General features: G+C 59.4%; 20 protein-coding genes and 1 pseudogene. 10 read left to right on the top strand and 11 right to left on the bottom strand.

From position 1 onward, the window contains the following. Positions 1 to 13: 13 nt before the first annotated feature. The 3 genes from HDG32_RS34925 to HDG32_RS34915 all read right to left on the bottom strand — a co-directional run bounded on the left by HDG32_RS34925 (position 14) and on the right by HDG32_RS34915 (position 3321). Complete coding sequence (locus tag HDG32_RS34925; protein ID WP_184074288.1) at positions 14 to 715, bottom strand: hypothetical protein; 702 nt, start codon at positions 713 to 715, stop codon at positions 14 to 16. A 62-nt stretch (positions 716 to 777) separates the two neighbouring features. Further along, complete coding sequence (locus tag HDG32_RS36915; protein WP_260336711.1) at positions 778 to 1581, bottom strand: DUF4157 domain-containing protein; 804 nt, start codon at positions 1579 to 1581, stop codon at positions 778 to 780. Positions 1582 to 1806: 225 nt separating this feature from the next. Continuing rightward, entirely contained in the window at positions 1807 to 3321 is a 1515-nt protein-coding gene (locus tag HDG32_RS34915; RefSeq protein WP_184074286.1) for a tetratricopeptide repeat protein, read from the bottom strand. A gap of 597 nt (positions 3322 to 3918) precedes the next feature. Between HDG32_RS34915 and HDG32_RS34910 the strand changes: the two genes are divergently transcribed. The 3 genes from HDG32_RS34910 (at position 3919) to HDG32_RS36910 (ending at position 6433) form a co-directional block, all read left to right on the top strand. Next, positions 3919 to 4929: a type II toxin-antitoxin system CcdA family antitoxin gene (locus tag HDG32_RS34910; protein ID WP_184074285.1), complete on the top strand. Its 1011-nt coding sequence runs from the start codon at positions 3919 to 3921 to the stop codon at positions 4927 to 4929. A 149-nt stretch (positions 4930 to 5078) separates the two neighbouring features. Next, complete coding sequence (locus HDG32_RS34905) at positions 5079 to 5516, top strand: hypothetical protein (RefSeq protein WP_184074283.1); 438 nt, start codon at positions 5079 to 5081, stop codon at positions 5514 to 5516. A 758-nt stretch (positions 5517 to 6274) separates the two neighbouring features. Further along, positions 6275 to 6433 (top strand): hypothetical protein, encoded by a 159-nt coding sequence (locus tag HDG32_RS36910; protein WP_260336710.1) that lies wholly within the window; start codon positions 6275 to 6277, stop codon positions 6431 to 6433. A 1078-nt stretch (positions 6434 to 7511) separates the two neighbouring features. Here the strand turns inward: HDG32_RS36910 and HDG32_RS34895 are convergent. Beyond that, on the bottom strand, positions 7512 to 8204 hold the full coding sequence (locus HDG32_RS34895) for a potassium channel family protein (RefSeq protein WP_184074281.1): 693 nt from the start codon (positions 8202 to 8204) through the stop codon (positions 7512 to 7514). Between the two features lie 837 nt (positions 8205 to 9041). Here HDG32_RS34895 and HDG32_RS34890 point away from each other — a divergent pair. From HDG32_RS34890 to HDG32_RS34880, 3 genes are all read left to right on the top strand, one after another. After that, entirely contained in the window at positions 9042 to 10148 is a 1107-nt protein-coding gene (locus tag HDG32_RS34890; protein ID WP_184074279.1) for an HBL/NHE enterotoxin family protein, read from the top strand. A gap of 80 nt (positions 10149 to 10228) precedes the next feature. Further along, positions 10229 to 11032 (top strand): hypothetical protein, encoded by an 804-nt coding sequence (locus tag HDG32_RS34885; protein ID WP_184074277.1) that lies wholly within the window; start codon positions 10229 to 10231, stop codon positions 11030 to 11032. A gap of 951 nt (positions 11033 to 11983) precedes the next feature. Beyond that, a complete protein-coding gene (locus HDG32_RS34880) occupies positions 11984 to 12733 on the top strand; it encodes a response regulator transcription factor (protein ID WP_184074275.1) in 750 nt (249 codons plus the stop codon). On the opposite strand, the gene HDG32_RS34875 is transcribed toward HDG32_RS34880, so the two are convergent. Beyond that, positions 12675 to 14474: a hybrid sensor histidine kinase/response regulator gene (locus HDG32_RS34875; protein WP_184074273.1), complete on the bottom strand. Its 1800-nt coding sequence runs from the start codon at positions 14472 to 14474 to the stop codon at positions 12675 to 12677. The genes HDG32_RS34880 and HDG32_RS34875 overlap by 59 nt on opposite strands. A gap of 627 nt (positions 14475 to 15101) precedes the next feature. Here HDG32_RS34875 and HDG32_RS34870 point away from each other — a divergent pair. Next, entirely contained in the window at positions 15102 to 15371 is a 270-nt protein-coding gene (locus tag HDG32_RS34870; RefSeq protein ID WP_184074271.1) for a hypothetical protein, read from the top strand. Between the two features lie 631 nt (positions 15372 to 16002). Here the strand turns inward: HDG32_RS34870 and HDG32_RS34865 are convergent. Further along, positions 16003 to 16554: a TetR/AcrR family transcriptional regulator gene (locus HDG32_RS34865; protein WP_184074269.1), complete on the bottom strand. Its 552-nt coding sequence runs from the start codon at positions 16552 to 16554 to the stop codon at positions 16003 to 16005. A 246-nt stretch (positions 16555 to 16800) separates the two neighbouring features. On the opposite strand from HDG32_RS34865, the gene HDG32_RS34860 reads away from it, so the two are divergent. Continuing rightward, entirely contained in the window at positions 16801 to 17394 is a 594-nt protein-coding gene (locus HDG32_RS34860) for a cysteine hydrolase family protein (RefSeq protein ID WP_184074267.1), read from the top strand. 360 nt (positions 17395 to 17754) lie between these two features. On the opposite strand, the gene HDG32_RS34855 is transcribed toward HDG32_RS34860, so the two are convergent. The 5 genes from HDG32_RS34855 to HDG32_RS34835 form a co-directional block, all read right to left on the bottom strand. After that, positions 17755 to 18510 (bottom strand): tyrosine-type recombinase/integrase, encoded by a 756-nt coding sequence (locus HDG32_RS34855; protein WP_184074292.1) that lies wholly within the window; start codon positions 18508 to 18510, stop codon positions 17755 to 17757. Between the two features lie 44 nt (positions 18511 to 18554). Beyond that, a complete protein-coding gene (locus HDG32_RS34850; RefSeq protein WP_184074265.1) occupies positions 18555 to 18833 on the bottom strand; it encodes a plasmid mobilization protein in 279 nt (92 codons plus the stop codon). Positions 18834 to 18928: 95 nt separating this feature from the next. Continuing rightward, positions 18929 to 19198 carry a hypothetical protein gene (locus HDG32_RS34845; RefSeq protein ID WP_184074263.1) on the bottom strand — a complete coding sequence of 90 codons (270 nt, stop codon included), beginning with the start codon at positions 19196 to 19198 and terminating at the stop codon, positions 18929 to 18931. A gap of 343 nt (positions 19199 to 19541) precedes the next feature. Then, a complete protein-coding gene (locus tag HDG32_RS34840; protein ID WP_184074261.1) occupies positions 19542 to 19847 on the bottom strand; it encodes a DUF4148 domain-containing protein in 306 nt (101 codons plus the stop codon). 378 nt (positions 19848 to 20225) lie between these two features. Next, on the bottom strand, positions 20226 to 20531 hold the full coding sequence (locus HDG32_RS34835; RefSeq protein WP_184074259.1) for a DUF4148 domain-containing protein: 306 nt from the start codon (positions 20529 to 20531) through the stop codon (positions 20226 to 20228). Between the two features lie 1019 nt (positions 20532 to 21550). Between HDG32_RS34835 and HDG32_RS34830 the strand changes: the two genes are divergently transcribed. Beyond that, positions 21551 to 22384: a class I SAM-dependent methyltransferase gene (locus HDG32_RS34830; RefSeq protein WP_184074291.1), complete on the top strand. Its 834-nt coding sequence runs from the start codon at positions 21551 to 21553 to the stop codon at positions 22382 to 22384. 241 nt (positions 22385 to 22625) lie between these two features. Next, positions 22626 to 22776, top strand: a pseudogene (locus HDG32_RS34825) (IS6 family transposase); the annotation flags it as partial.

Here is a 22776-nt window from a genome sequence, read left to right as displayed (position 1 = left end):
TAATGCCCCGATCTCAATGATCGAGGGGGATCGGGAAAGGTTCTCCGGTAAACGGTGTGCCCGTGACCGTGCTGAGCTCGAGCGACGTGAAGCCCGATCCGGCGCTGGCGGCGAAGGGGCGCACATGGACGCCTCCGCCGGTGTCGACCAGGAAGGAGAATGGCGCGATAACGACATACTCCTGCTCGTAGCTTGCACCCGATGGCGGCGTGTACTGTCTTGGCATGTTCGTGTCGAGCGGCGTGACATAGTGTCGGCGAGGATCTTCAGAGCGAAGTTTCTGCCCCTTGGCGGCGATCTCGCTAGGCGTGAGCAACTCGAACGTGTGGTACATCACCGCAGCGCCGGGTACGGTCGCGGCTTCGTCGAGGACATTTCCAAAGGCTGGCAAGAGCTTCTCGATCGCCGCCGTGAAGGCGGGCAGGTTCTTCTGGGTCACAGGGTACTTACCGAAATGCAGACTCGGACCGAACTTGGTTTCCTTGAAACTGCCGCCGAGGGTTGTCGCGGCGGCCGCTTTTTCTTGACTCTCGAAATCGCTCGCGTGCTTCAGCACCTGCTCAGGAGGCCGCTCATTGCCTTCCCAATCCACCAGCAGGGCCTTTTTATCCACCACGATGTGGCCGTGGAAGAAGTCCAGAACATTGATTCCCTCGGTTCCAGACGGCGAAAGATTCGGACCCAGAACGAATCGCAGCGTGTTCAGGAGATTCACCTGTAGCTTCGCGGGAAACCAACTACTGTCCTGTGCAATGGTGAGATCCTTGCCGGCGCCCTTCAGATTCTGAAGATCCGAGATGGCGTGAAGTTCCAGCCGGGTATCGGTGCTCGCTGAAGCAGGGGGCGGGACATGCCCTGCTGAGTGACATGGGCGAGCTCGTGAGCGAGAAGCCGCCGTCCGGCATCGCCACGCGGGTTCCACTGTCCCTGGCCGAACACGAGATCGCGCCCGACTGTGTAGGCAAGCGCATGCACCGCGCGCGCCGATGCTGCGGCTCGCGCGTCGTGATGAATGCGCACCTGACCGAAATCGCGTTCAAAGCGCGGCTCGAAAGCGGCTCGCGTAGCGGAGTCCAAAGGCTGCCCCGGTGATCGAATCACGTCGTGCACCGCAGCTGGAGCTTCAGCGGATCGTTCGGTCGAAGCAGCGGCGGGCCTGGTTTGAAGCGTCCGCATGTTCTCTTGATCGCAAACTCCGCATTTTTTCGAAGCGCGCGAATTCGCCGACGCGACGGAAACATCGGGGGCCGGCTTCCGCATCACCTGATCGGCGACCCGCTCGGCTGCACGCTCCAGCGGATCGTCGACCCGTCCGATCGCGAGTTTTGGCAGCAAGACGCCTGCGGGTGGCGCCGTCGCACTCTCAAGTGCAGAGGTGGGAATGCTGCCGAAATTGCGCGAGACACCGCCGGTTTTAGAACTGGCTCGCGAGGCTTTCTGTTCGTCTTCGTCATAAAGCTTGCTCGCCGTCAGGCGCGAACCCTGTCGGGGTCGAAGACGCAGAGTTGCCCGAGATGCCCGCGTGCCAGCGAAGCTCTCTGCTACTTTCATCTGACGCGTGACGATTTTAGAAGCAAACATGGCCGCCTCACGAAACGTAAGTTACGACGAGCCAGTGTGCCATGCTTTGAGCCGCTGTGCGTCAACCTGAAGCCCGCTTTTGCATATGCGACGGATCGGTTCGCGCGCTTTGGACCGACGTAACCCGCTCTGCCGACAGTGCTGTACGCGATCAAGCGGCGCCAGCGTAGCAGCCCACCCGCGGGCCGGTTACTGGCCGTTCTTTATGGCAAGCGCGATCGAGCATCAATAGACGGGCGCTAAAAGCTCGGGCCTCGGTTCCCCAACGTTCCTTTCGACACTTTGCCTGTCGCAGTTCAATGCGCCGGTGCGGCTTTTTTCCGGCGGCCGCCGGATATTCTTGAGCTGATTTCCCGCTTTTTGCTCTATCGTCAGTTCTTCGGCTGAGAGGCACCCTTTCGTTTCGAGGATCGTACCTGCCAGTTTGGAGTTGCCGCATAGAGAATCAGCTTCGTGGGCGTCCTCCAATGTCGCAATGACGGATTGCAATTGCCTCCCCGTTATCTGGAGACCGCTGCTGATCTTCAGGTTTGCGCGCTTTTCAAAATAGTCTGCACGCCTCACCTGTGGAGAATCGGCAAGCAGAACGGCGTCGAAGGCATCGGTAGCCTCCTGCTTATCGCCAAGCGTTAGAAGAACCTTCGCGAGGTTCACATAGGCTTCGGCGTAAGCCGGATTGATATAGGTAGCCGTCGTCAGGTAGCTCGACGCGAAGTTGAGATAGTTTCTCTGCAGCTTCGGGTCGACGCCATCATTTTCAACCGCGAGGATGAGCGCCTGTCTGCCCGCTGCGTTGTTGACAAAGTCGGACGTCGGTCGATAGCGCAGCGCAGCGTTGAATGCCGCGAGCGCCTGCGAATCGCATCCTTGCTCGCTAAGCCCTATCCCCCAGTTGTAGTAAGCCCAGAACAACGTCCGGTCTTGACGGATTGCCAGCAACGCTTTTGTGACCTCGCCAGCGAAGTCGTGCCGATCCTCGTCCACTTTCGAAAGGGCGAGCCAAGTCCACTTGTGGTAGCGAACGTAAGTGTCATCCTTCAAGACTTCATGCAACGCCTTGATCGATTCCGTGTAATCGCAGTTTCCGTGCTCGTAGCAGGCGGTTCTGTCGTTGGTTGCTAGCGCTGAAGCGTAGGCGAATTTATCGTAATTCTGCATGACAAGCCTTGCTGCCCCGGAAAGTGCTTCCATCGGTGTCTTCTCAGGAGGGCTGGTTTCTTGATCCAGGGCGAGGGAAGGGCCCGTGACATAGACGTGAACCGTGTAGCCCTTTGTGTCTGAAATCAGGACGCTGCGGATCACCACGTCGTCGATGCCAAGCAACTGTTTCGTGTATTGGACGAAGCTCTGCAGGGAGATGCCAGTACCCGGCATATCCACCACGGGTAGCGGCACATCCGCCTGAAACTCGTCTTTGATGTCGCCCGGCATGGTCTGTTTCGCGTCGCTGATCAGTTGGTCGAGTCGGGTGATGAGTGCCTGCTGCAACGCCAGGTCCGTCACGCCTGTACCGCTCAACGCCGTCGGCACGGAAACAGGCTCGACCAGCGTGCGGGACTTCATATTGAGCCCGATGAAGAGAAGTGACCACACCAGCAGGATCGGAATAAGCGCCTTCGTCACGATATCGAGTAGCGCGACAAAGCGGCCAGGTTTGCGCTCTGCTGGCTTCGACTCGAGGCGGACGCAGGAGCAGGACAAACAGGGCGCCCGGCGACGAAAGCGGCTTGTGCACTTCATTGGACTCGATCCACCCAGCGAACTTCCGCGACGGTGAGGAACCGCGTGATCGCATTCGCCGGAAAATGGTTTCTTTACGTCGACGGTCAGAACTAGTTTCGTGTGCAGATCTTCTACGGCGGGCGTCTGGCGTATCCGTTATTAAAAATAGGATGCCTACGTAGCTTTGCAAAAAAGATCTTGTAGGCAACGTTCTTTCGATTTCCAAACCTTGGCCATATCGCTGTGCAAACTTCGTGGGAAGAGTTCGATGCTTTGGAAACCCTAACCGAGATGCATCAACGGAGCTTTCTCGCCGGTATTGTGGCGGACTTCGGATCGGAAAAGGCGTCTCCATGCTAGCCGTTCCACTGAATTCGATCGACGCTGTACTAATATGATTAACCATAGGCTGCGGGCGCGCGTGTCGGCGCCGCGCAAGCTCGCCAGGACGTGATCCCGCAGGCCCCGAATGGCGGCATCCTTCCGGAGTTCGTCCGGATTGCTGGCGTTGGCTAGACCGAGCGGTCACTCGCTACCGCTGTCGGCGCGCAATGCGCGACTGCGCCTCACGGCGTCGATCCGGGCGTCCGATTCGCCACCCGTCAGGGAATGCCTATGAGCCCGACTTCGCCTTCGGCCGCCCCCACGCACGCGTTGTATCTGTCTAACTGGCGAGATCTCGTTGGCGTCTGGAAGGCCGCAAAGCTCAGCCAGATCGACACTTCATGGACAGGCCCATGCCTGAGCGAACTCCATTACCTGCGCGGCTCTCTAGTGCGCCGGACGGTGAACCAGATCGTCGACTACACAGGGTTCTTCCGCGACGAAACCAACGGAATCTCCTACAGCCACGCCGAGAAGTTCGACTCCGAAGCGTGGTTTGAAAGCGGCGCAGATGACGCAGGCGTACTGACGGCGCGCTACCTAAACTATCAGGGCGCGTCGTTGCCATCGCGCCTCGACCTGACCCGCAGCTTCGTGGCGCCCCCCGATCAGCCGTTCTTCATCGTTCGCTACACGCTGACCAATCCGACCGCCGAGCGTGTCACGTTCAACGTGCTCGATCAGGTCCATCTCAACAATCTTGATGCGAGCAAACTGGTGCACGCGTGGTACGACGCTGGACAAAACGCGTTCATCGCGGACATGACGGAGTCCGGTCAGTTGTTCGTGCTCCTAGGCGCGCTGCAGCCGGCCGACGGCTATCAGGCTGGCAACAACGCCGACGCGTCGACGCAAAGCGCCACCGTGTCCGCCTGGTACAGCTTCGACGCCGACGGCACGCTGAAGAACAACGCCGACATCAGTGCGCCCGATGTATCGCTCGCGTTCAGCAAGCGCGTGGAGGTCGCGCCAGGTGCATCCGCGACGCTCTACTTCTATCTCGGTGTGTGCGAGACGCAGGTTGATGCCACCGCCGCGATCGCCGCCGCCCGCGCGGACGTCGTCTGTGTTGCGAAGGAACATCGCCTCGACAGGTCGCAAGTGGCGCAAGGGGGCGTAGCCAGCCTCGCGCCCGGCCGGCAGGGCGGGGTATGGCGGAACGAGAACGCGCAAGCCATCGAAAGCGACAACGCTTGCGTGGCGCAGCAGGGGCTTCTCCTCGACGGGTACTGGAAGTCCTGACGGGGCAATGCTGCCGTCCCGGCGGTCCACCCGGACGGAGGCATTTGCCGGGGGCCGCAGGCGATCGCAGCGCAGGTTCGGGACCTCGACGCGATGCGCGCCCGCGCAACTGCGGCACCGGATGAGACAAACACCAGAAGGACAAGCGAATGCTTCGAATCACCATTGAATTGCTGCCCGGTGGACGGGAAGACCGAAAGCGGGTCATCGCGACGGCGGACATCGCGCGCGTGAGTGGCGGCGCACTCGCGGACTACAGGGTGGCCCTGGACGATGCGGCGCTCCGGCAGGTCGGCGCGCGGGCCACGGTGCGCGGCTATCCGAGATGGGCGGGCAGCGTATGGGATCTCGTTGCGCGCTGTGTTGCGGCCGCACTAAACCAGGGCCGCGAAGCATTACCGCCGCGACCCGCGCTACCGCTGGTGACGGTTCACGTGAATGCCGCAGGCTACCGTTACGTACGTCTCGATGAGATTCCTGAACCGGCCAGAACGTACTTCGACGAGACGCTGGCCGGTTCGGGCATTCCTGACCACGGCTGTGCCTTTGCGCACGACTGGTTCGACTTTCTCAACGGCCAGCGCTGATGCCGCAGCGGTGCGCCGTGCCTTGTAGCAAGTTGCAGCCTCGCGCACAACATGTCGATCAGATCGAACCAGCCGTCGCCGCACTCGAAACCCCACAGGGAGAAAACCGTTGGGATGGCATCCAGATCATCAGCGACTGTCGGGTTGACGTCGAAGATGAGCGGGTATTTTGCCCGCAGGATGCCTGACAGCTCTCACGCACCGTTCTCTCGCTCCCATTCCTGTACCGCCATTGCAGCAACGGGATCGATTGTCCCATAGTGAAAGGCTCTCCGGAACCCGAGTGCGGTGCACGGTCGGTGATGAGCGATGATGGCGTTCTGGAATGCGCTGTAAATTTTATAAGCGTCAAGCAGCGCGGCCGCTCGGCCAACCTGCTTCTCGCCATACACCCTATACGCCGGGCATCGGAGATTGCGACAATGGCGCTCCCCGGAGCCTGTTGCGGTTATCGACTCGAGTCTGTCATGGCAGCATTCAGATCGGCTGCTCCATCGGGAAGAAGGGATAAGGCCGGAGCACCTCGCGAACATTTCTGGCCAACCGGGATCGCATGATGAACAGTGAAATGAGAGGCGCCGCCGCGGACCGCATCCAGTATCTGCAGCGATTGGCCGCCGACAATCAGGGCATCGGCTAAACGCTCGCAAAAGGGACAGGGATTCACGAGTACCAGGAACCACATCAGGTATCAGGCGAAAGAGGGTGATCAGCCCGGCTGGGATCTCTACACCGAGATTCTTGAGCCGGACGACGTCGTGTATCTGGAGCTCGACGGTGTAGCCGCTGAAGTCACGATGCTCGGGAACATGGAGCGCGGCCCGCGCACGGTGCTGTTGCGCCTGCCGGTCGACACTGCGAAGCAGCTTGGTCTCGTGCCGCCGGACTGGGAAAACTCGGACTGGGGAAAGGGGTAGGTCATGCGCAAATACCGGGGCAGGACCGTGCGGTAGGTCGCGGCCTGCACATGCGACCGCTGCGGCCGGCGCATGACGCCCGTTGACGATCAGTGGGAGTGGTACGAAAAGAGGTCGCTCGACTGGCGTGGCGGCTTTGGCTCGATTTTCGGCGACAGCGCCCATATGAGCGTTGACGTTTGCCAGCAGTGCGCCCGCAATACGCCGGGGCCATTGCTGCGTGTCGATCCGCCGTCCGCACCGGATGGCTCAATGCAAGCCCTGAAGGCTGTCGTGCCCGGACTCGAAGCGCCAATATCTGTCGACAGGATGAATCTCTGCGGTTTCCACGAGAGCGACTCCCGTTGCGGGTCCGCGCGTCGCTCAGACTGCCGATCATGGCTCGGCGTATGTCGCGCCGCATCCCGAACTCACCGTAGACACACTGGGGTGGCTGGCTGCCTTCGGTTGAACAAGTTATCGCTATCGCTGAATGGGTCTTCCAGACCGCATTGCCGCCGGTCGCGCAGTTGGGAGTTCAAGCGCAGATAACAAGATGGTCCGATCGTTCATGACGGCGCCTCAGAGACAGCAGTTCGGCCACAGCTGTTGTTCGTGTGTCGACGCGGACGTGCCTGCTTACCGCTGCTCACCGGTCGTTCATCGAGGAGCGGCGGCGAACAGCCGCTACCGAGTTCAACGAACGCGTACTTTCGACCCACTCCGGCCGTTGAGCCTCAAGCAACCTCAATGGCCGCTCTCGAGGTCAAAAGGGGCATCCGTGCGTGACTGCCATCCGGCAAATCGTTGGCCATTTTCGCCGTTCGCGTTTACCAACAGCAGTTCACCGCGTCCGCTTCAGTGATTCGCAAGAATGCAAAATAACTGTCTCAGGTTATCAAAGCACTATCCCAGTATCGGATAGACGCACGACAGTACTGCCAGATGCGAATGCCCCTTTGTGCCTTTGTGGGCGAGCCTTGACGATCGTCGTACGATCGACTTTTGCCTTGCCACGACTGGCAGCACGCGACCATGGCAATCGCGGCTACCGCCTTTCGGAAGCCGGGTTGCGCGCGCAGGCAGACTCATTGACCGCCTACGGCGCTCTGTCGTCGATGTAACTCTCTCGCGGCGGATACACCCCCGCCAGGCGGGCGATGAGTATCGCGACGAACAAAGCTCCGGTTATCTGCTCGATCATGCATATGCCGCGCGCTGGGCGCGTGAGCGGCGTTATGTCTCCGAAGCCCGTACTGGTGAGCACGGTTATGCTCAGGTAAAGGGCATCGGCATAGACCAGTCGCCCCGGTTGCCCGACGATCATGTACGACTGCGGATAGACGAATCCGATGATCGCGTAAAGGTACGCCCAGAGCACACCGATCAGGAGATAAGCCGCCGCAGCGCCAAACAGCTTGTCCTGCGTCATGATCCTCGGCTGGAAAACGTAGCGGAGTAGATACGCGGTGGTCATGAAATAAAGTGCGGCGCTGAACATCCACGACCATGCCAGATCCGTGTCGCTGTCGCGCCAGAGACCAAGATACTGGAACCACACCGCGGGAACGGCGAGTAACAGCGCGATGAGGAACGACAGTGTCGTGCGCCCGACAGCTGCGACCGTCGCGATGAGGAGGAACATGTTGACACCATTCACAATCAGGCGACCGTGGTCGCTCGCGGGGACGAACGACACCGCGCCGATGAGAACGAGCAGCACGACAAACAGCCAGAAGCAGCGCTGGAAAAAAATATGCGACAGGGAGTCGCGCGTGGCACCGATACCCATATTGATCTCTCGCTCGGTTCGTAATGCTGGTGACTTGTAAGGTCGCACGCGCGCCATTGAAAGCGCAATGGCTTTGTTTCAATCGCGCATCGTTTGAGCCCATGTGCCAACGCGAGGCCGCCAAAAGGCAGTGGCGCCGAAAGGCGGACCCTGCAACGAGCCGCCGCTGGGGGGAAGCGGGAGCCCACGGTGATGGATCGGGTGCTGTTTCGAGATATCACTTGCGCACCCAACGTGCAAGTCGAGCCGCAGATCGAGGCTCACCGAGGGATCTCGGCTCGGACGCCTGGTTAGGCTGGGATGGCCGCTTCCGCATGCGAACGCGCCGTTCGAAAGTGCACATGACGGCACGGGCCAACGGCCGGAGATGGCCGAACCCGGTCCGATAGCTGAGTTGAGAACCGCTTGCCGGCCCGCAACGGATGATCGTCGCAAGTCGACCCTGAAGAGCCCTTCGGGTTTCTCCGAAACGGACGTTCGCGCTCAACTAGCAGACTCCGGACTGTCGCAACGATCGCCCCCCCACCGTGGGCCGGTTACCGTGTCGATGCACGGCAATCATAGCGCCGCGGCTTATTCGACGCACTCCGGGCATGGAGTCGGGGATCATCGCGGCATCCCGGCAGGCCGATCACTCACAAAACACTACGCCTTAACGTGGGTTTACGGCTGTGGATCTCGTCAAAATGACCTATCTAATTAGCTAGGTACCTCTCGCCCTCCGCAGTTGACTATTCTTCAGCCGCGGCAGAAACGCGAGCAACGCTGCGTGAACTCCGCTCGCCATGTCGTCAATGCCGCTCACCGTATGTTCACAATTTCTTTAGCGAGAATGCGATGCCCAACGTAGGCAGAAACGCGAAACTTATCGGTGATGCGAACACCGACCAGATGTCCGCCGCGCTCATCATTCAGACGTACGCAAATAGCGTGCTAGAGCAACCACAGGTGGACTTCTCAAAGATCCCTGGCCTTCAGTCTTACCAAGACCAGATCAATAGCGGCCTGGCCACCGCGCAAGGGCACGCAAACAACTATCTGAATGTCCTCCAGCCGCAGGTGATCCAAAACATGGCGGACATCGGCAACTACTATCAGTTGAACAAGGCGCTTCCAGCAACCCTTCCCGCGGGCTCGTCGGTCGATCAGTGGACTGCATTGCTCCAGAGTGTTCTCGATAAGTCCACAACCTACCGTACGTCTGCCCTGAAGACGGTGAACGACCTTCAGGTCTTCCGCGGGCAACTGCAGACCGATTCCCAATCCTTCGCGACCACCGTGACGAACCTGAACAGTGCGGTCAACGGCGACAACGGAGTGCTCGCGCAAATCAATGACGAACTGGGTACGCTCCAGTCGACGATCGATGGCGCCATTGCTGGCATCGTCGCAAGTACGCTCACAATTGCGGGCGGCGTTTTTGTGATTTGCGTAGGCGCAATCGCCGACTTTGTTACTGCCGGCACGTCGACTGGAGCCGTCGTCGGTGGCGTCGGGATGGTGGCAGCCGGCGTCGGCGGCGAAGCAGGTTCGGTCGTTGCTCTGGTCACCGCAAACGAGAGCAAAGGGAAGCTCCTCGGCGAAGAAAGCCGCCTGAAGGATGAAGTGAAGCTCGCGACTGCGGTAAGCGGGGGGTACACCACACTTTCGAATAAGGTCGGCGACGCCATCACAGCCGCGACGGCCATGGCGAACGCGTGGAATAGCGTCGCCTCGGATCTCACTGACATCATTGGCGACCTGCAGAGCGGAGTGATGAGCACTGACGATGTGCGGACTCTCTTTGTTACGGCCGCTAATGGCGAGATCGGAACGCTTCTGCAGGACATCCAGACGGTCAAGGCCCAAATGGCTGGCGTGACCGTTCAAGTCGCCGCACCTAATCAGACCGTTAGCCAGCTCATCGCGGCGGCCGCAAATGACGGGGTCAAACAGGCGGCCTGATTATCTCAGGCAAAACCACATAATCGGGTGGCTATCGCCACGCCACCCGATCGGGCCAATCCAACCAATCAAGGACTAAAATGGGCTCATTCACACAGGCCTTGACGGCCTTAAAGACCAGCGTTGCTGACGTTCAGGCAATCCAGCAACTTCCCGCGCAGGCGGCCTCGGTGCAGACCTCTGTCTGTCAGTCTCTCCACACCATTCTGACCGAAGCCCCTGTATTCCAAACCAACCTGCTTGCCTCGATCGGCCCAGCAAAGGCGGCCCTAGATACCGCGATTGCGGAGCTTGAAAAAAACGCTGACGCTACCAGCAAGATCGCTTCGATCATTTCTGGCATTACCGACACGATCTCGAATTATAGGAGTCAGGCCACTTCACTCGTGGCGATGCTCAGCTCTGCTACAAACGAGGTATCTGGTTCGTTTACGACGTTGAGCAACGCAGAGGGGACTATGCAGTCTCAAATTGCGACGCTGCAAGGACAGGTCAACGCTGCCAAAGGCCAAATGGAAGCGGCGCAGAAACGATACTACTATCTTCTCGCGCTCGGCCCACTCGGCCTCGCAGGTTTGGCCATAGCGCTAGGTCTTTACTTCCACTGGAAGTCACAGGTGGACGACTTGCAAAACCAAGTCAATGCGCTGAATAATCAGATACGCCCGCTGCAGGCCATGATCGCCGCCTGCAAATCTCTCGCAAGCAGCGAAGGTATCGCGTTGCAGCGCATGACGAGTCTTAAAAACACGATCGATACTACCATTGCAGATCTTACCGACGCGCTGAAGGACCTCAACTCGAATGTAGCCCCGGCCACTCTTGAGTTGTTTCTCCGCGCGTGTCAGGGGATCCTAATAACGCTCGGGGAAGATGCGTCCTGAGCGGGGCGGGCCGATCACGGATGAAACAGGACCGGACTGCGATCGATTGCATCGTTGGTCCGGTTGATAGTTCCTCCACCACTTGACCACTTTCTCTCTACGACCGGATCGCGACACTCCGGCTGAGCGTACTCCTTTGCTAAACCGCGCTCAGGCTAGTGGCGCTGAGGTGAGATCAGATGCATCTGTCCATGACTGCGCCGCTGCGCGAAGCACCGATCTGAATGAGTTTATCGAAAGCGAAACCGTTTAAGCGGCGATGCGCCGCCAGACAATTATGCGTTCTCCGACCTTGTAGATCGGGCAACAGTCGTGGGCGTACTTTCCGTACTTGCTGGCTCTTGAGCCGCGACGAGTCTTGTCAGGCAGCCAAGCAACAATGCGGCATAACAAGACTGCCTCGCAAACATTGACAGGTGTGGCGTCGCGACGATGGTCTTCACGGGTACACCTCCTGACCGGAACAACACACGAATACCCGGGAACGGCGTCGCCTCATAGAGGGTAGGCCAAGCGCCAAGAAATGTTCCCTCGAACGTCGGCGCGGCTTGGTGCGCTGCCGCACGTATTCAAATTGTTCGCGAACTAGACCTGGCTTGTGACCAAGCTAGCCTCCCTTGTCGACCGTCCGTTCATGGCCGACCGCTGCCCGACGCGGAAGACCGTGATCGACCCACTACGGACATAGAGCCTGCCGCCACCTGTATGGCCGCTTTCCGAATCCGCAAAGTCCTCCAGCCGTTCGCCCATCAGGTCAGGCGGTGGGTGTCGGGTGACGGGCGAAAACCGCCACTTTCGAGGCAACGCCACATGGGTCAGTCGCCACCGTCCGTGACATAGGGGCCCTGCGTGTACTATTCGTGTTGAACATGGCGGACGACTGCTACGGAGGTAGCATCATCAGCTGTGTAATTGCAGCTCGCTTCGAAAGCGGTCCTGGGAGACGATGAGATGCGCGTACTGATCGTCGACGATCACGAGCTGTTCAGAGCCGGATTGGCGCTGCTGCTGAGAGAGTTCTTTCCGAACATCGAGTTGCTGCACGCGAGTACGTTGTCTCAAGGCGTAAAGCATGCGCTTGGCGAGCTCCTGAACATCGCATTTCTCGATCTCGATCTTCCCGACGGCCACGGTTGCGGCGCGCTTGCCACACTGAAGGAGTCGCGCCCGTCGTTACCGGTGATCGTGATATCCGCCGATGAGAGCGTGGAAACCATCAGTCGGTGCATCGAACTTCGCGCGATGGGATATGTACCCAAGTCGTCACCTCCTGAAGCCCTTCATGCAGCGATAAGCGCAGTGCTTGCCGGGGGCGTGTTCCTGCCCGCCGCCAGCATCGCGAGGCTCAGGCGTGACATGGGCACGGAGGGGGCTCCGGTAAGTGGGCCTGGGAAGGCACAGCCGAGCGGTAATTCGGAAATGAGCAGCGCATCCGAGCTGGGACTCACTCCGAGAGAGTTCGAAACGTTGGCGTGGCTGGTGCGCGGGCTCCCGTCCAAGGCGATTGCGCTGAGAATGGGGCTCGAAGACATTACGGTACGAAAGTACGTCAGTCATTTGCTCGCGCATTTCAATCTGCGGCGCCGTACGGAACTCATCGTCATGCTGGCGGATAAAGGGATCAAACTCGGCGTCCCGCCAGTCACGGATCCCGTACATGATCGAAGCCCGTCGGCCGTTGGGCAGCAACGAACCGACTGACTTCAGCGAGCGTGCTTTCCGGCGTGGAAGACTTCCGCAACAGCACGAACGGCTCGGTGAAATCGCGAAGTGCGTGCGGAGACACCAGTTCGCCAGTGATGAATGCGACGGGAAGCACGCCCGCCCAGGCGAAATGCTGCCTGATCCGTTCGGCAACCTCAATGCCAGTCGGCCCGTCGCGCAACCGGATATCGGTGACAATGATGTCGGGTGCGCGGCCATCGTCGGTGAGAATCGCTTCGAATCCCGCCATTGATCCGGCGGTATCCACCAGTGCGCCAGCACTGAGGAATAGTCGGCGCAGACCTTCGAGAACGGTCGGTTCGTCGTCGCAAAGCAGGATGTATCTGCCGTTAAGGATGGACGTGCATGCTGCGTTCGCTTGATCTTCCATCACGATCACGGGTGCTAATTGCGATATCGGAGCGTACAGGGAGAAGCGTGACCCGCGCCCTTCGACCGACCAGAAACGCATGCTGTGCTTCGGCAGAATTCCGACAACCCGATTGACGATAGACAACCCAAGTCCAAGGCCTTTCGACCGGTCGCGGCCAGGGTTGTTAATCTGATAGTACTCGGCGAATATCGCATCCCGATGCGCGGGCGAGATGCCGATGCCCGTGTCCCATACGTCAATGCGAAGCCGTTCCCCAATCAGCACCCAGCCGATTACGACTCCCCCCGCGGAGGTGTTCTTGATCGCATTCGATACAAGATTGGCCAATGCTCGTTTGAACAAGGAGCGGTCGCTTTCAATGGGTGGAGGGTGGCGCCGACGCTCGCTGATTCTGAATTCGATATCTCGCGATCTCGCCGGTTCAAGGTATTGCTCGAAGACCTCCATAAGCACGGTCTGCGTATCGAGTGGCGCCAGGTGCGGAACGTATGAACCCAGTTCGCTATACTCCTGAATGTCCTTGAACATATCGAGAAGGTCGCACGCGGTCTCCTCGATGACATCCAGGTCGCGATCCACGGCGTATCCGTCCCTGGCCTTCGTCCGGGCGCTTCGAATGAAGAGATTGATTGCGGCGAGAGGTTGCTGGATGTCGTGATACGCCGATGAGAAGAACCGCTCTTTCTCCCTGACGAGGTCTTGCATGCGTAGGTTCTGTTCGTTGACTGCGCGCGACGCCGCTTCGACGCGCGCCTTGGCCGCGCGCAAGGTGCGCCGATACATGAATTCGCGCCTCGCGGCACGTTCCAGCGGAATGCTGACTAGCAAACCGACGATATACATCATTGGCACCATCGTGGCATGCGCAATCACCGACTCCACGCGCGCGTCGACGCTCTGGCCACTGGGCTTGAGATAGAGCATGACAAGGTAACTGACGACGCATAGCCCGATCAGCCACGCCGCCGTGATGACGCGAAGCCGGAAGGCCATGAATATCATGAAAAGGGCAAACGTCAGGATCGGGTAAGCTTCCCGCCAGGCTAGGTCGCCCGGATAGAGCTGTACCATTCTCAGGACCGCGAACCAGCAACCGAGCGTCCAGACACTGAGCAGCCCGACGGCCCAGCGCTCGTCGGTGGCGTGTGGGCTCCACAACAGCACGGGCACCGTCATGCCGATCGTCCCGGCGATTCTCAGGAGAATGAGTTCATTGTGGTGCAGATGGGAGGGATCGAGTACGTCTAACCGCCCGAGGTCGTGGATGGAAAACACGACCCACAACGCGGTGAAGATTGTGATGGCGAGCCTCCGCTGTCCGAAGAAGCGCCTCGCATAGTCCATCCGGAACGCGTGTTCCTGAGCCGCCGAACTGAACCTGCGTACTACGAAGCCTGACAATCTCATAAGGCTGCTTGAACCGGGAAAGCCACCGTGGGCGGATTGTGCGCGACGTCGAGAGGCTGTATCGGCGCACCACGGGTTAGACAGATCCCCACCGAAAGTGGCTAACGGAGTAAGACGGCACACTCCAGCGAACGGGGCGCCGGTGGTCATGGGCGCACAACACCATCGTGCGTAACCACATAAAAACAGAATAACAGGTCGCGGTTTCTACGATCAGCCACAAATGTATCAACTACGGGATGTGTCCTTGCCTGCACTGGAAGGTTCAGCAAGGCGCTCCGCAATCATTGAAGGCGAATAGCTGATACGTCCCCGGGATGAGCCAGCGGGACTGCATACATCTTTCGTCTGCGTTGCTGGTCCGTCGCCTACGCATGTGCGTTGTGACGGCGTTTCGCCTGACCAACAATGAATATGACAGCAACGCTGGAAAGGCATTCGTCGAGTGCATCCAGATCGGTTGATCGTCGCAACGAGCCGAGCCTGTCTCTGTTCGTGCGAAGACTGCTGTCGGTCGGCGAAAGATGCACAGGCCGATCTCTTAAACTCCGAGGGAGTACTCCCATGAAACTTTATGAATCGATCACCGTCTGTCTGGCCCTGATAGCTGGAGTCACAGCAGACGGATGCTTCGCCCAAACGGCGAACAACCAGCAGGGGGCGGTAACGGATGGCAACGCCCCGCAGGTTTCAGAGGTCGCGGTTCCGGCCGTCACACCGGCACCCTCCGTGCCCGTTGGAAAAACACGCGCGCAAGTGATGCGTGAGCTGGAAGATTTTCAGAAAAATGGCGGCCCAGCACTGATGCTTGATATTTACCGAGGCGGCAGCTAATGAAGCGTTGTGAGCCAGAAGGGCTTTCCGATCATCGAATGATTGTCGGCGTGTTCCGACACCGCCGATCGTAGGACTACGCACGGGCCAATTGCTAAAATCTACCTCGTGGGCTGGACGCGACCAACGTCGGCGGTCCTCTGACAGTCGACCTCCGCTGCGGATTGAGATCGACCCGTTCAACATTCCAGTAAGAAGACTGCCGACACCGGAAGCTTCGCCGATTGCCTGATGGACCGGGATGGTCGATGAATTGCTGGATCCAGTCCGCACCTCAATGTCCGCCATCAGGGGGATTGCGACGTTTGAATGTCCATGTGAATGCACAGACGAACGACCCCAGATGGCCGATAGCACCAGTTCAATGAACGTTCCGAAGAACTGCCGTTGAAAACTTCAACGGCGGCTTAGGGGCGGCCTCTGTGAGCGAGTACAGTCGGCCATGAAGCGTCGTTCGCCCACACTCGCGATCGGTCATTTGGGCGACCGCTTCACGCAATAAACTGCCTCTCGACCGGTGACAACGCGTGTCGCCCGCATTGGCCAATATAACGAACGGTAGCTAGGCGGCATGCAGTTGTAGCCGCCGCAATGTAACCGTTGCGATAAAGCGATGGACACCCGCCTTCATTCAAGTTCTCTCATAAGGGGCGAGCTTGTGAGCAAGGTAAAGCCGGTTCATTAAGCGCAACTCGTCAGGCCCGCCGGGGCTCGACGGGGCAGATTGGTCCAGCGTCATGGCGGCAATCGTCTTCATATTGTTGAGCAAGACGACAGCGATATCCCCGGCACTGTCTTCCGGCAGGGTAGGCGCCCTGAGTTGTAGGGTATGGGCGATACGTTTGAGCGTTTTCTTGCGATATTCAAGGCGCTTGCCTGCCCATTCCGAACGAGCGTCCAGCAAGGCGACCAGCGCCCTGGTTTCGTCATAAATCTCCGCGATGGAGTTCACCAGCCGATCTGCCAGTTCGTGGAGCGGCATGACGCTGGCGCGTGCATCGATTTCTGCACACTGTGCTTCGCGCAGTTCGTCGTAGCGCTGCATCAACGCGTCGGCGAGAAGCTCCTTGTTCGGGAAGAAACGATAGAGCGAACCTACTTTCGTGTCGGCGCGTTCCGCTATCTCGGCCATCGTTGCGGCTTCGTAGCCGCGCTCCTGGATTACCCTGGATGCGGCTGCCATAACTGCTGCAACGCGCTCTCGGCCGACGCTGCGCTGGGGCGCGAGTGCTGGGCGATCAAGGTTCGAACGCGCGTCGGCAGATCGGTGAGTTTTTTTCTCGGGGCGTGAAGACATGCCTGAAGTTTGCCAGTTCGGGCCACTGTCGGCCAGATAACGTTATTTGAGTATAGACTCAAATAACGTTATGCTCGCCCCTGTTTGCTAGTCAAGTTCCCCGTCCATCCAAGCTTTTACTGCGGAGAAAACATGACCAACCCCCTTCTTGTCGACCCCAGCAAATCTGCCCTGCTGGTGATGGATTACCAGATAGACACCCTTGGAAAGTTCATGGCGCCCACCGATTCCAGTGAGGTCCTGTCGCTTATGCCGAAATTGCTCGCTGCCGCGCGGTCTGCTGGCATGCTGGTCATTTATGTCGTTGTTTCTTTTCGTCCTGGCTATCCCGAAGTCAGCCCGCGCAACTCGATATTTTCTTTCATTGCCAAAAATGGGCTTTGCCAAGCTGGCAGTCCGGGGGCGCAAATCCACCCGGCTGTTGCTCCGGTCGAAGGTGAGGCAGTTGTTATCAAACATCGTATCGGGGCTTTCAGCGGAACCGATCTCCAGACCATTTTGCAATCGCAAGCGATTGAAACCCTTGTGGTCGCAGGTGTACATACCAGTGGTGTTGTCCTTTCGACCCTTCGTCAAGCATTTGACCTCGATTACCAGATCATCGTAGCGGGCGATTGCTGCGCCGATCCCGACCGAGAGGCGCACGATATGCTTCTGAACCGGGTATTCCCCAAACAGGCGACCGTCACCTCTGCTGCTTCGCTCTGCGACGCAATACGGACTTGACCTTGCCGATTCGAGGTGGCCGTGTGAACGGCCGCTGTGCTTTTGGAGGCGGCCGATGGCGAGGAACTGGCTCGACCGACCGGTCAGGGTCGACAAGACTCATTCGCCAATAACGAATGCTGACATTCGCCGGTACCGGGTCGCGAATGTCGGCTAAGCGATCTCGACCTGCCGCACGTTCTTCGGCGGCCACCGTCCGCAATGGCCGAATTGTGCGCGTAGCTCGTCGGTCAGGTAGCGGAGTAATGCGGCCGTTCCAACGGCAGGTTCGCCCGCTCGCTGAAGGGCAGGTTGTGGCCGGTTGGAGACAATCAATTTACTATGAACTGCGAAGCGAGCCGGGAAAAGAGCGACCGTGTCTTACACGCGGATCCGCTCCACCTCGTCGAGGCTGATGTCGTCGTGGCGCCGGTCATACAGCTGCGTGGTGCGGGTCGATGCGTGATTGGGCATCGCCGCTGCGTTCTCGAGCGTACCGCCGTCGTTCAGATAGGCGGTGATACCGGTCGCACGGAACGTGTGGTTGCCGATCTTCGTGCCGATACCCGCCGCGAGCGCACGGCGCCGCACCATCGCGTACGCGTTGGCCTGCGGTAACGGCGTCGCGCTGAGCCGCGCTGTCCCGCGCGCGATCGTGCGGAACAGCGGCCCTTTTGCGTCGTCGGCGATCCCGGTGCCGTCCAGGTACGCGTGCAGATAGGCCTCGAGCGTGTGGTGACAAGGAATCTCGTGCCGCTTGCCGCCCTTTTCGCGCAGACGGACCCACAGGCGCCGGTGCTGCACATAGACATCGTCGACCCGCATCGCCAGCGCCGCGCCGACCCGCGCGAACGAAAACACCATCAGCGCGATCAGCGCGCGGTCGCGCAGGCCGATCGGCGTCGTCACATCGATGCTGTCGAGCAGCTGCCGCGCCTCAGTCGCATCGAGCACCGGTGTTTTCCCTTTCTTTGCGGTATGACTGGGGCCGGCCGCGATCGACGTCACGCCGGCGCCGGCACACCAGGTCAGGAATTCGCTGGCCGCACGCGCATACGCGCGACGCGTGTGCGGGTTGCGGATCGCCGATGCGAAGAACTCCAGAAATCGGACCCCGGCACGATCGCCGGCCGCCATCACCAATGTCGGTGTGGCTGTGCCATTGAGCGTCACCAGTGTGCTCACAGGATCCCCTTGCGCGTCGCCATGGCTTCGATGCGCCGGTTCGATTCCGCGACGAACACTGCCGTCTCGTCGAGTGCCGCGCCCGCCTGCCTTGTCGAGGCTTTGACACGATCGAGCAACCCCGCGATGTCTTCCGGGTCACGGGCTGGCACGAGCGACTTCGCAGCCTGCCGCATCAGCTCACTGACGGACAGCCCGAGCCGTTGGGCGTTTTTCCGGATCGCGCGCTTCTGGTTTTCTGTTACCTGAACGACGATGCGCCTGTCACGTTTCATGGCCCGGCTCCTTCTGACTGGCCAGCAAGCCAGTCCAGGTAGCTGTCGTCAGAAGCCAGACCACCGGACTGAGTGAAACCACAACTGGGACGGGACTACACCCCGAGGATCTTGCCGACCGTCTCACTGAATTCGCTGGTTGCGTTGTCGACCGCTTCGTCAGCCTCGTCGTCCAGGTTGTCGACGTTTTCATCGAGGACCTCCTGCAGCCTCAGGTATGCGGCAACAATGCCGTCCAGCTGGTCACTGCCCACGCGCGCATACACGGCTTCTCCCAGCGCTTCCATGAAGTCGCCGCGGCTGCCGCCGATCAGGCCGTCCGCGCTGTTTTCCAGGTCGTCCTTGAACTGCTCGATATCGGCCATGCTTGCGCTCCAGAAAGTTAGGTCCGGCGTGGCCGGATATGACGGGCGACCGCAGGGCGCGGCCGCTCGTGAAAGTGTGCCTGCTCCGGCGTCCCCTGCACATCCGGCCGGACAATTCTTCTATATCTGATAAAGGACATTAGAATTTTTAGCGAAGCACAGTCGGCTCCTGCGTCGTGCCAATGCGGGCCTGTTGCGCCGTCTGCGCTTCGCTAAAAATCCTCTGCCTTATCATATATAGATAACGTCCGGACAGATCCCAGTTTCTGGCGCATGCGCCCGATGCAGTCGTGTGTCCGGGCCGAGCGATTCAAAGCGTCCGGCCACCCGGCTGATGGGTCAATCAACTTCCTTTGTAGATCGAATGATCCGAGGCCTGGGTCGGTGCCCCCGACGCGGCCGAACCCGATTGCACGCCACCGTAGCCACTGAACGCCTGCTGCTGAGCCGCCACGCTCTTCAGCGCAGCCTGGACGCCCGCCGGATAGTGCGCGTCACTGTGGTGGCGGTTGTTGCTCGCCTGCTGCAGCTGGACGAGTTCCGCACGCACCTGCTCACGCGTGAGGGGACCGTTGCTGTTAGCGGACGCAATCGTGGGCAACGCGAGGACCGACACCAGCGCGATAACCGGAATGAATGTTTTAGCCATGGTTAATTCTCCAATTTAAAAGTCAGAAACAGAAAAGACTGGGTTAGCGAAACAACAACCGCCGGGGCGGAAGCCTGTGTGCCAAGTCATTGAAGCCAGTTTATCGGTTTAACGAATGATTACAATAACCTTTCGACCAACAGATACTTGTCGCGTCTGCAACGTCACCACGCGTTATTAACGCGAAGCAATTACAAACGACAAAACGCCGGAGCGAATGACGAATTCGCCCCGGCGCAAAATGTAATGACACTGACTGATACTGGAAGGGGATGAAAGGCCGGCTCGGTTGCAGGCGATCAAGCGGCGACGATGCCGCTCGCCGGAGGTCACCGGGCCGGGCAGCGGAAAGCGCCCGGCCATCCGGCTGATAGCTCATCAACTTCCTTTGTAGACCGAATGATCCGAGGCCACCTGGGTCGGTGCGCCGGAAGCGGCCGAGCCCGATTTCACGCCACCGTGGCCACTGAGTGCCTGCTGAGCCGCCACGCTTTTCAGCGCGCCCTGGAGGTGCGCCGGGTAGTGCGCGTCACCGTGGTTGCGGTCGTAGCCCGCCTGCTGCAACTGGACCAGTTCCGCGCGCACCTGCTCACGGGTGAGGGGGCCGTTGCTGCTAGCGGATGCCATCGTGGGCAGCGCGAGGACCGACACGAGCGCGAGAATGGGGATAAACGTTTTAGCCATGATTAATTCTCCAATTTAAATTTCAGAAACAGAAAATACTGGGTTAGCGAAACAACGACCGCCGGGGGCGGAAGCCTGTGTGCTTAGTCGTTGAAGCCAGTTTATCGGTTTAACGCACCATTACAATCACCTTTCACCCAACAGATACTTTCCGCATCTGCAACGTCACCGGGCATCCAGTTGCACAAGGCAATTACAAACGACAAAACGCCGGAGCGAATCACGAATTCGCCCCGGCGCCAAAATGCAATGAAACTGTCGCTAATACTGGAAGGATGATGGAATGCAGGTCGGCGCGGCTGAATGCAGGCTCGTTTGCAGATAATCCGGGTTCGCGCGCGCCGTCAGTTGCAGTTAATGCTGGCCGGAAATCGTGTCGAATGCAGGTCCGACCGACTTCAAATGCAGGTCACTACAGCTAACGGTGGCCTGTCATAAACGACTCGAAGTCGCGCAAGCCCGGCAAATGGGACACCGGCCGTTCTTGACATAACACCTGACCTCATCCGCCTGTCGCGAGCGGCAAAAATCGACCCACAACAGCCCTTCGTTGCTTCGGAAAACCAATGGCGGCTTGCGAAGGCAAGGCGGTCAGGTGCGCCGCATCACTCGTCCGCCAGCGGATCGATGCGGCTCGCCTTAAGAATTCGCGAATCTGCCATGGTCGAAGAGCCATTCGCTCAAAATCGCGCCGGCCGCTGCGCGACGGAATCCGCCCATTATTTTCGGCGTCCCGGGCAAAACATCTGGACGCCCGGTCATTCCTCCACGCGACTGACGTGCTGATACTGGCACTCACGCGATTCCGCAACAAAGGTCACATTCTGAAAGCCCGAAGCGCTGGACGTCACACATCGTGCCAGCGCCACCTCGGCATTTCCGACAGGCCGAATTTCGGATCCCGTGTGGTTTGCCCGATCGTCGCGCGGGCACGCTCAAATCAAGATTTCGCGGCGCCAATTGAGGCGCGGGAACCACGCATTTTCGAATGCGTCGCGCCCGTCTTTCAGGAGATATTTATGTCCGCTGGTGATTCCGCTTTCGCACCCGTTGCAGACTTCGCCGCCGTCAAGATCCGTCAACAGGCAGCCTGGTCGACTGGCGACTACGCCGTCGTTGGCACCACTCTGCAAATCGTCGGGGAGAACCTGTGCGAGGCGCTTGATCTGCGCGCCGGCAGTCGCGTGCTTGACGTCGCCGCAGGCAACGGCAACGCGACGCTTGCTGCCGCGCGCCGCTGGTGCGACGTCACGTCGACTGACTACGTCGCCTCGCTGCTCGATTCGGGTCGTGCGCGCGCACAGGCTGAAGGACTCCGGGTGCAGTTCCAGGAAGCTGATGCTGAAGCGCTGCCCTACGCGGATGCTTCATTTGACATCGTGATGTCGACTTTCGGCGTGATGTTCAGCCCCGATCAGGAAAAGGCGGCGGCCGAACTCGCACGTGTTTGCAAGTCTGGAGGATGGATTGGCCTCGCCAACTGGACGCCAGATAGCTTCATTGGGAAGCTATTCAAGACGATTGGCAAGTACATTCCACCGCCGGCCGGCGTGAATTCGCCAGCGCTCTGGGGCACAAAGACGCGCCTCGACGAGTTGTTCGACGGCACCTCCCGGAAAATCACTGCGATCAGCCGCGATTTTACGTTCCGCTACCGTTCGTCGGCGCATTTCATCGAGGTGTTCCGCACGTTCTATGGGCCGATGAACAGGGCGTTCTCCTCACTCGAAGGGGAACGGCAGGCGGCATTCCTCGCCGATCTGATCACACTGATCGAGGACGGGAACCGGTCGAACGATGCAACACTTGTCCTGCCGAGCGAGTATCTCGAAGTCGTGGTGGAACGAATGTAAATCCTGAGTGAGAGGCAGGATTGCCGCATCAGTAGATTGATCTGCGCGTCGTATTGTCGGGAGTTGATCGTGCCGTTTCGATGCCGTGTTTCGTCACTGCTGACTTCGCTGCAGCCGCACCCAGCGAAGTCAGCCCATCGACGTTTGTCCTCGTGGGACTGGCGCACGTGACGACAATGGCGCTGTCGCATTAAGACAATCTGCGATCGTGGCGCTGGGAAAACGAAAGACGTGATCTACGATGACGAGCTTGAATGCGGGTAGGAACAAGGTGCTCAAACGGCTGCACTATCCGCTGGATGTGATATTGACTTGTGTGCGCTGGTACGTGGCCTATCCGCTGAGCCTGCGTCATCTGGAAGATATGATGGCCGAGCGGGGCGTTTCGGTCG

The organism is Paraburkholderia sp. CI2, assembly GCF_014201055.1.
Taxonomy (GTDB): Bacteria; Pseudomonadota; Gammaproteobacteria; order Burkholderiales; family Burkholderiaceae; genus Paraburkholderia; species Paraburkholderia tuberum.
This window is presented reverse-complemented; position numbering and strand designations above follow the sequence as displayed.

Coding starts and splice junctions, on each gene's coding strand:
- HDG32_RS34860 (WP_184074267.1), top strand. CDS start 16,801: ATGACCAACCCCCTTCTTGTCGACCCCAGCAAATCTGCCCTGCTGGTG.
- HDG32_RS34840 (WP_184074261.1), bottom strand. CDS start 19,847: ATGGCTAAAACATTCATTCCGGTTATCGCGCTGGTGTCGGTCCTCGCG.
- HDG32_RS34885 (WP_184074277.1), top strand. CDS start 10,229: ATGGGCTCATTCACACAGGCCTTGACGGCCTTAAAGACCAGCGTTGCT.
- HDG32_RS36915 (WP_260336711.1), bottom strand. CDS start 1,581: ATGTTTGCTTCTAAAATCGTCACGCGTCAGATGAAAGTAGCAGAGAGC.
- HDG32_RS34915 (WP_184074286.1), bottom strand. CDS start 3,321: ATGAAGTGCACAAGCCGCTTTCGTCGCCGGGCGCCCTGTTTGTCCTGC.
- HDG32_RS34845 (WP_184074263.1), bottom strand. CDS start 19,198: ATGGCCGATATCGAGCAGTTCAAGGACGACCTGGAAAACAGCGCGGAC.
- HDG32_RS34850 (WP_184074265.1), bottom strand. CDS start 18,833: ATGAAACGTGACAGGCGCATCGTCGTTCAGGTAACAGAAAACCAGAAG.
- HDG32_RS34830 (WP_184074291.1), top strand. CDS start 21,551: ATGTCCGCTGGTGATTCCGCTTTCGCACCCGTTGCAGACTTCGCCGCC.
- HDG32_RS34865 (WP_184074269.1), bottom strand. CDS start 16,554: ATGGCAGCCGCATCCAGGGTAATCCAGGAGCGCGGCTACGAAGCCGCA.
- HDG32_RS34875 (WP_184074273.1), bottom strand. CDS start 14,474: ATGGACTATGCGAGGCGCTTCTTCGGACAGCGGAGGCTCGCCATCACA.
- HDG32_RS34880 (WP_184074275.1), top strand. CDS start 11,984: ATGCGCGTACTGATCGTCGACGATCACGAGCTGTTCAGAGCCGGATTG.
- HDG32_RS34855 (WP_184074292.1), bottom strand. CDS start 18,510: ATGGCGGCCGGCGATCGTGCCGGGGTCCGATTTCTGGAGTTCTTCGCA.
- HDG32_RS34890 (WP_184074279.1), top strand. CDS start 9,042: ATGCCCAACGTAGGCAGAAACGCGAAACTTATCGGTGATGCGAACACC.
- HDG32_RS34895 (WP_184074281.1), bottom strand. CDS start 8,204: ATGGGTATCGGTGCCACGCGCGACTCCCTGTCGCATATTTTTTTCCAG.
- HDG32_RS34870 (WP_184074271.1), top strand. CDS start 15,102: ATGAAACTTTATGAATCGATCACCGTCTGTCTGGCCCTGATAGCTGGA.
- HDG32_RS34835 (WP_184074259.1), bottom strand. CDS start 20,531: ATGGCTAAAACGTTTATCCCCATTCTCGCGCTCGTGTCGGTCCTCGCG.
- HDG32_RS34905 (WP_184074283.1), top strand. CDS start 5,079: ATGCTTCGAATCACCATTGAATTGCTGCCCGGTGGACGGGAAGACCGA.
- HDG32_RS34910 (WP_184074285.1), top strand. CDS start 3,919: ATGAGCCCGACTTCGCCTTCGGCCGCCCCCACGCACGCGTTGTATCTG.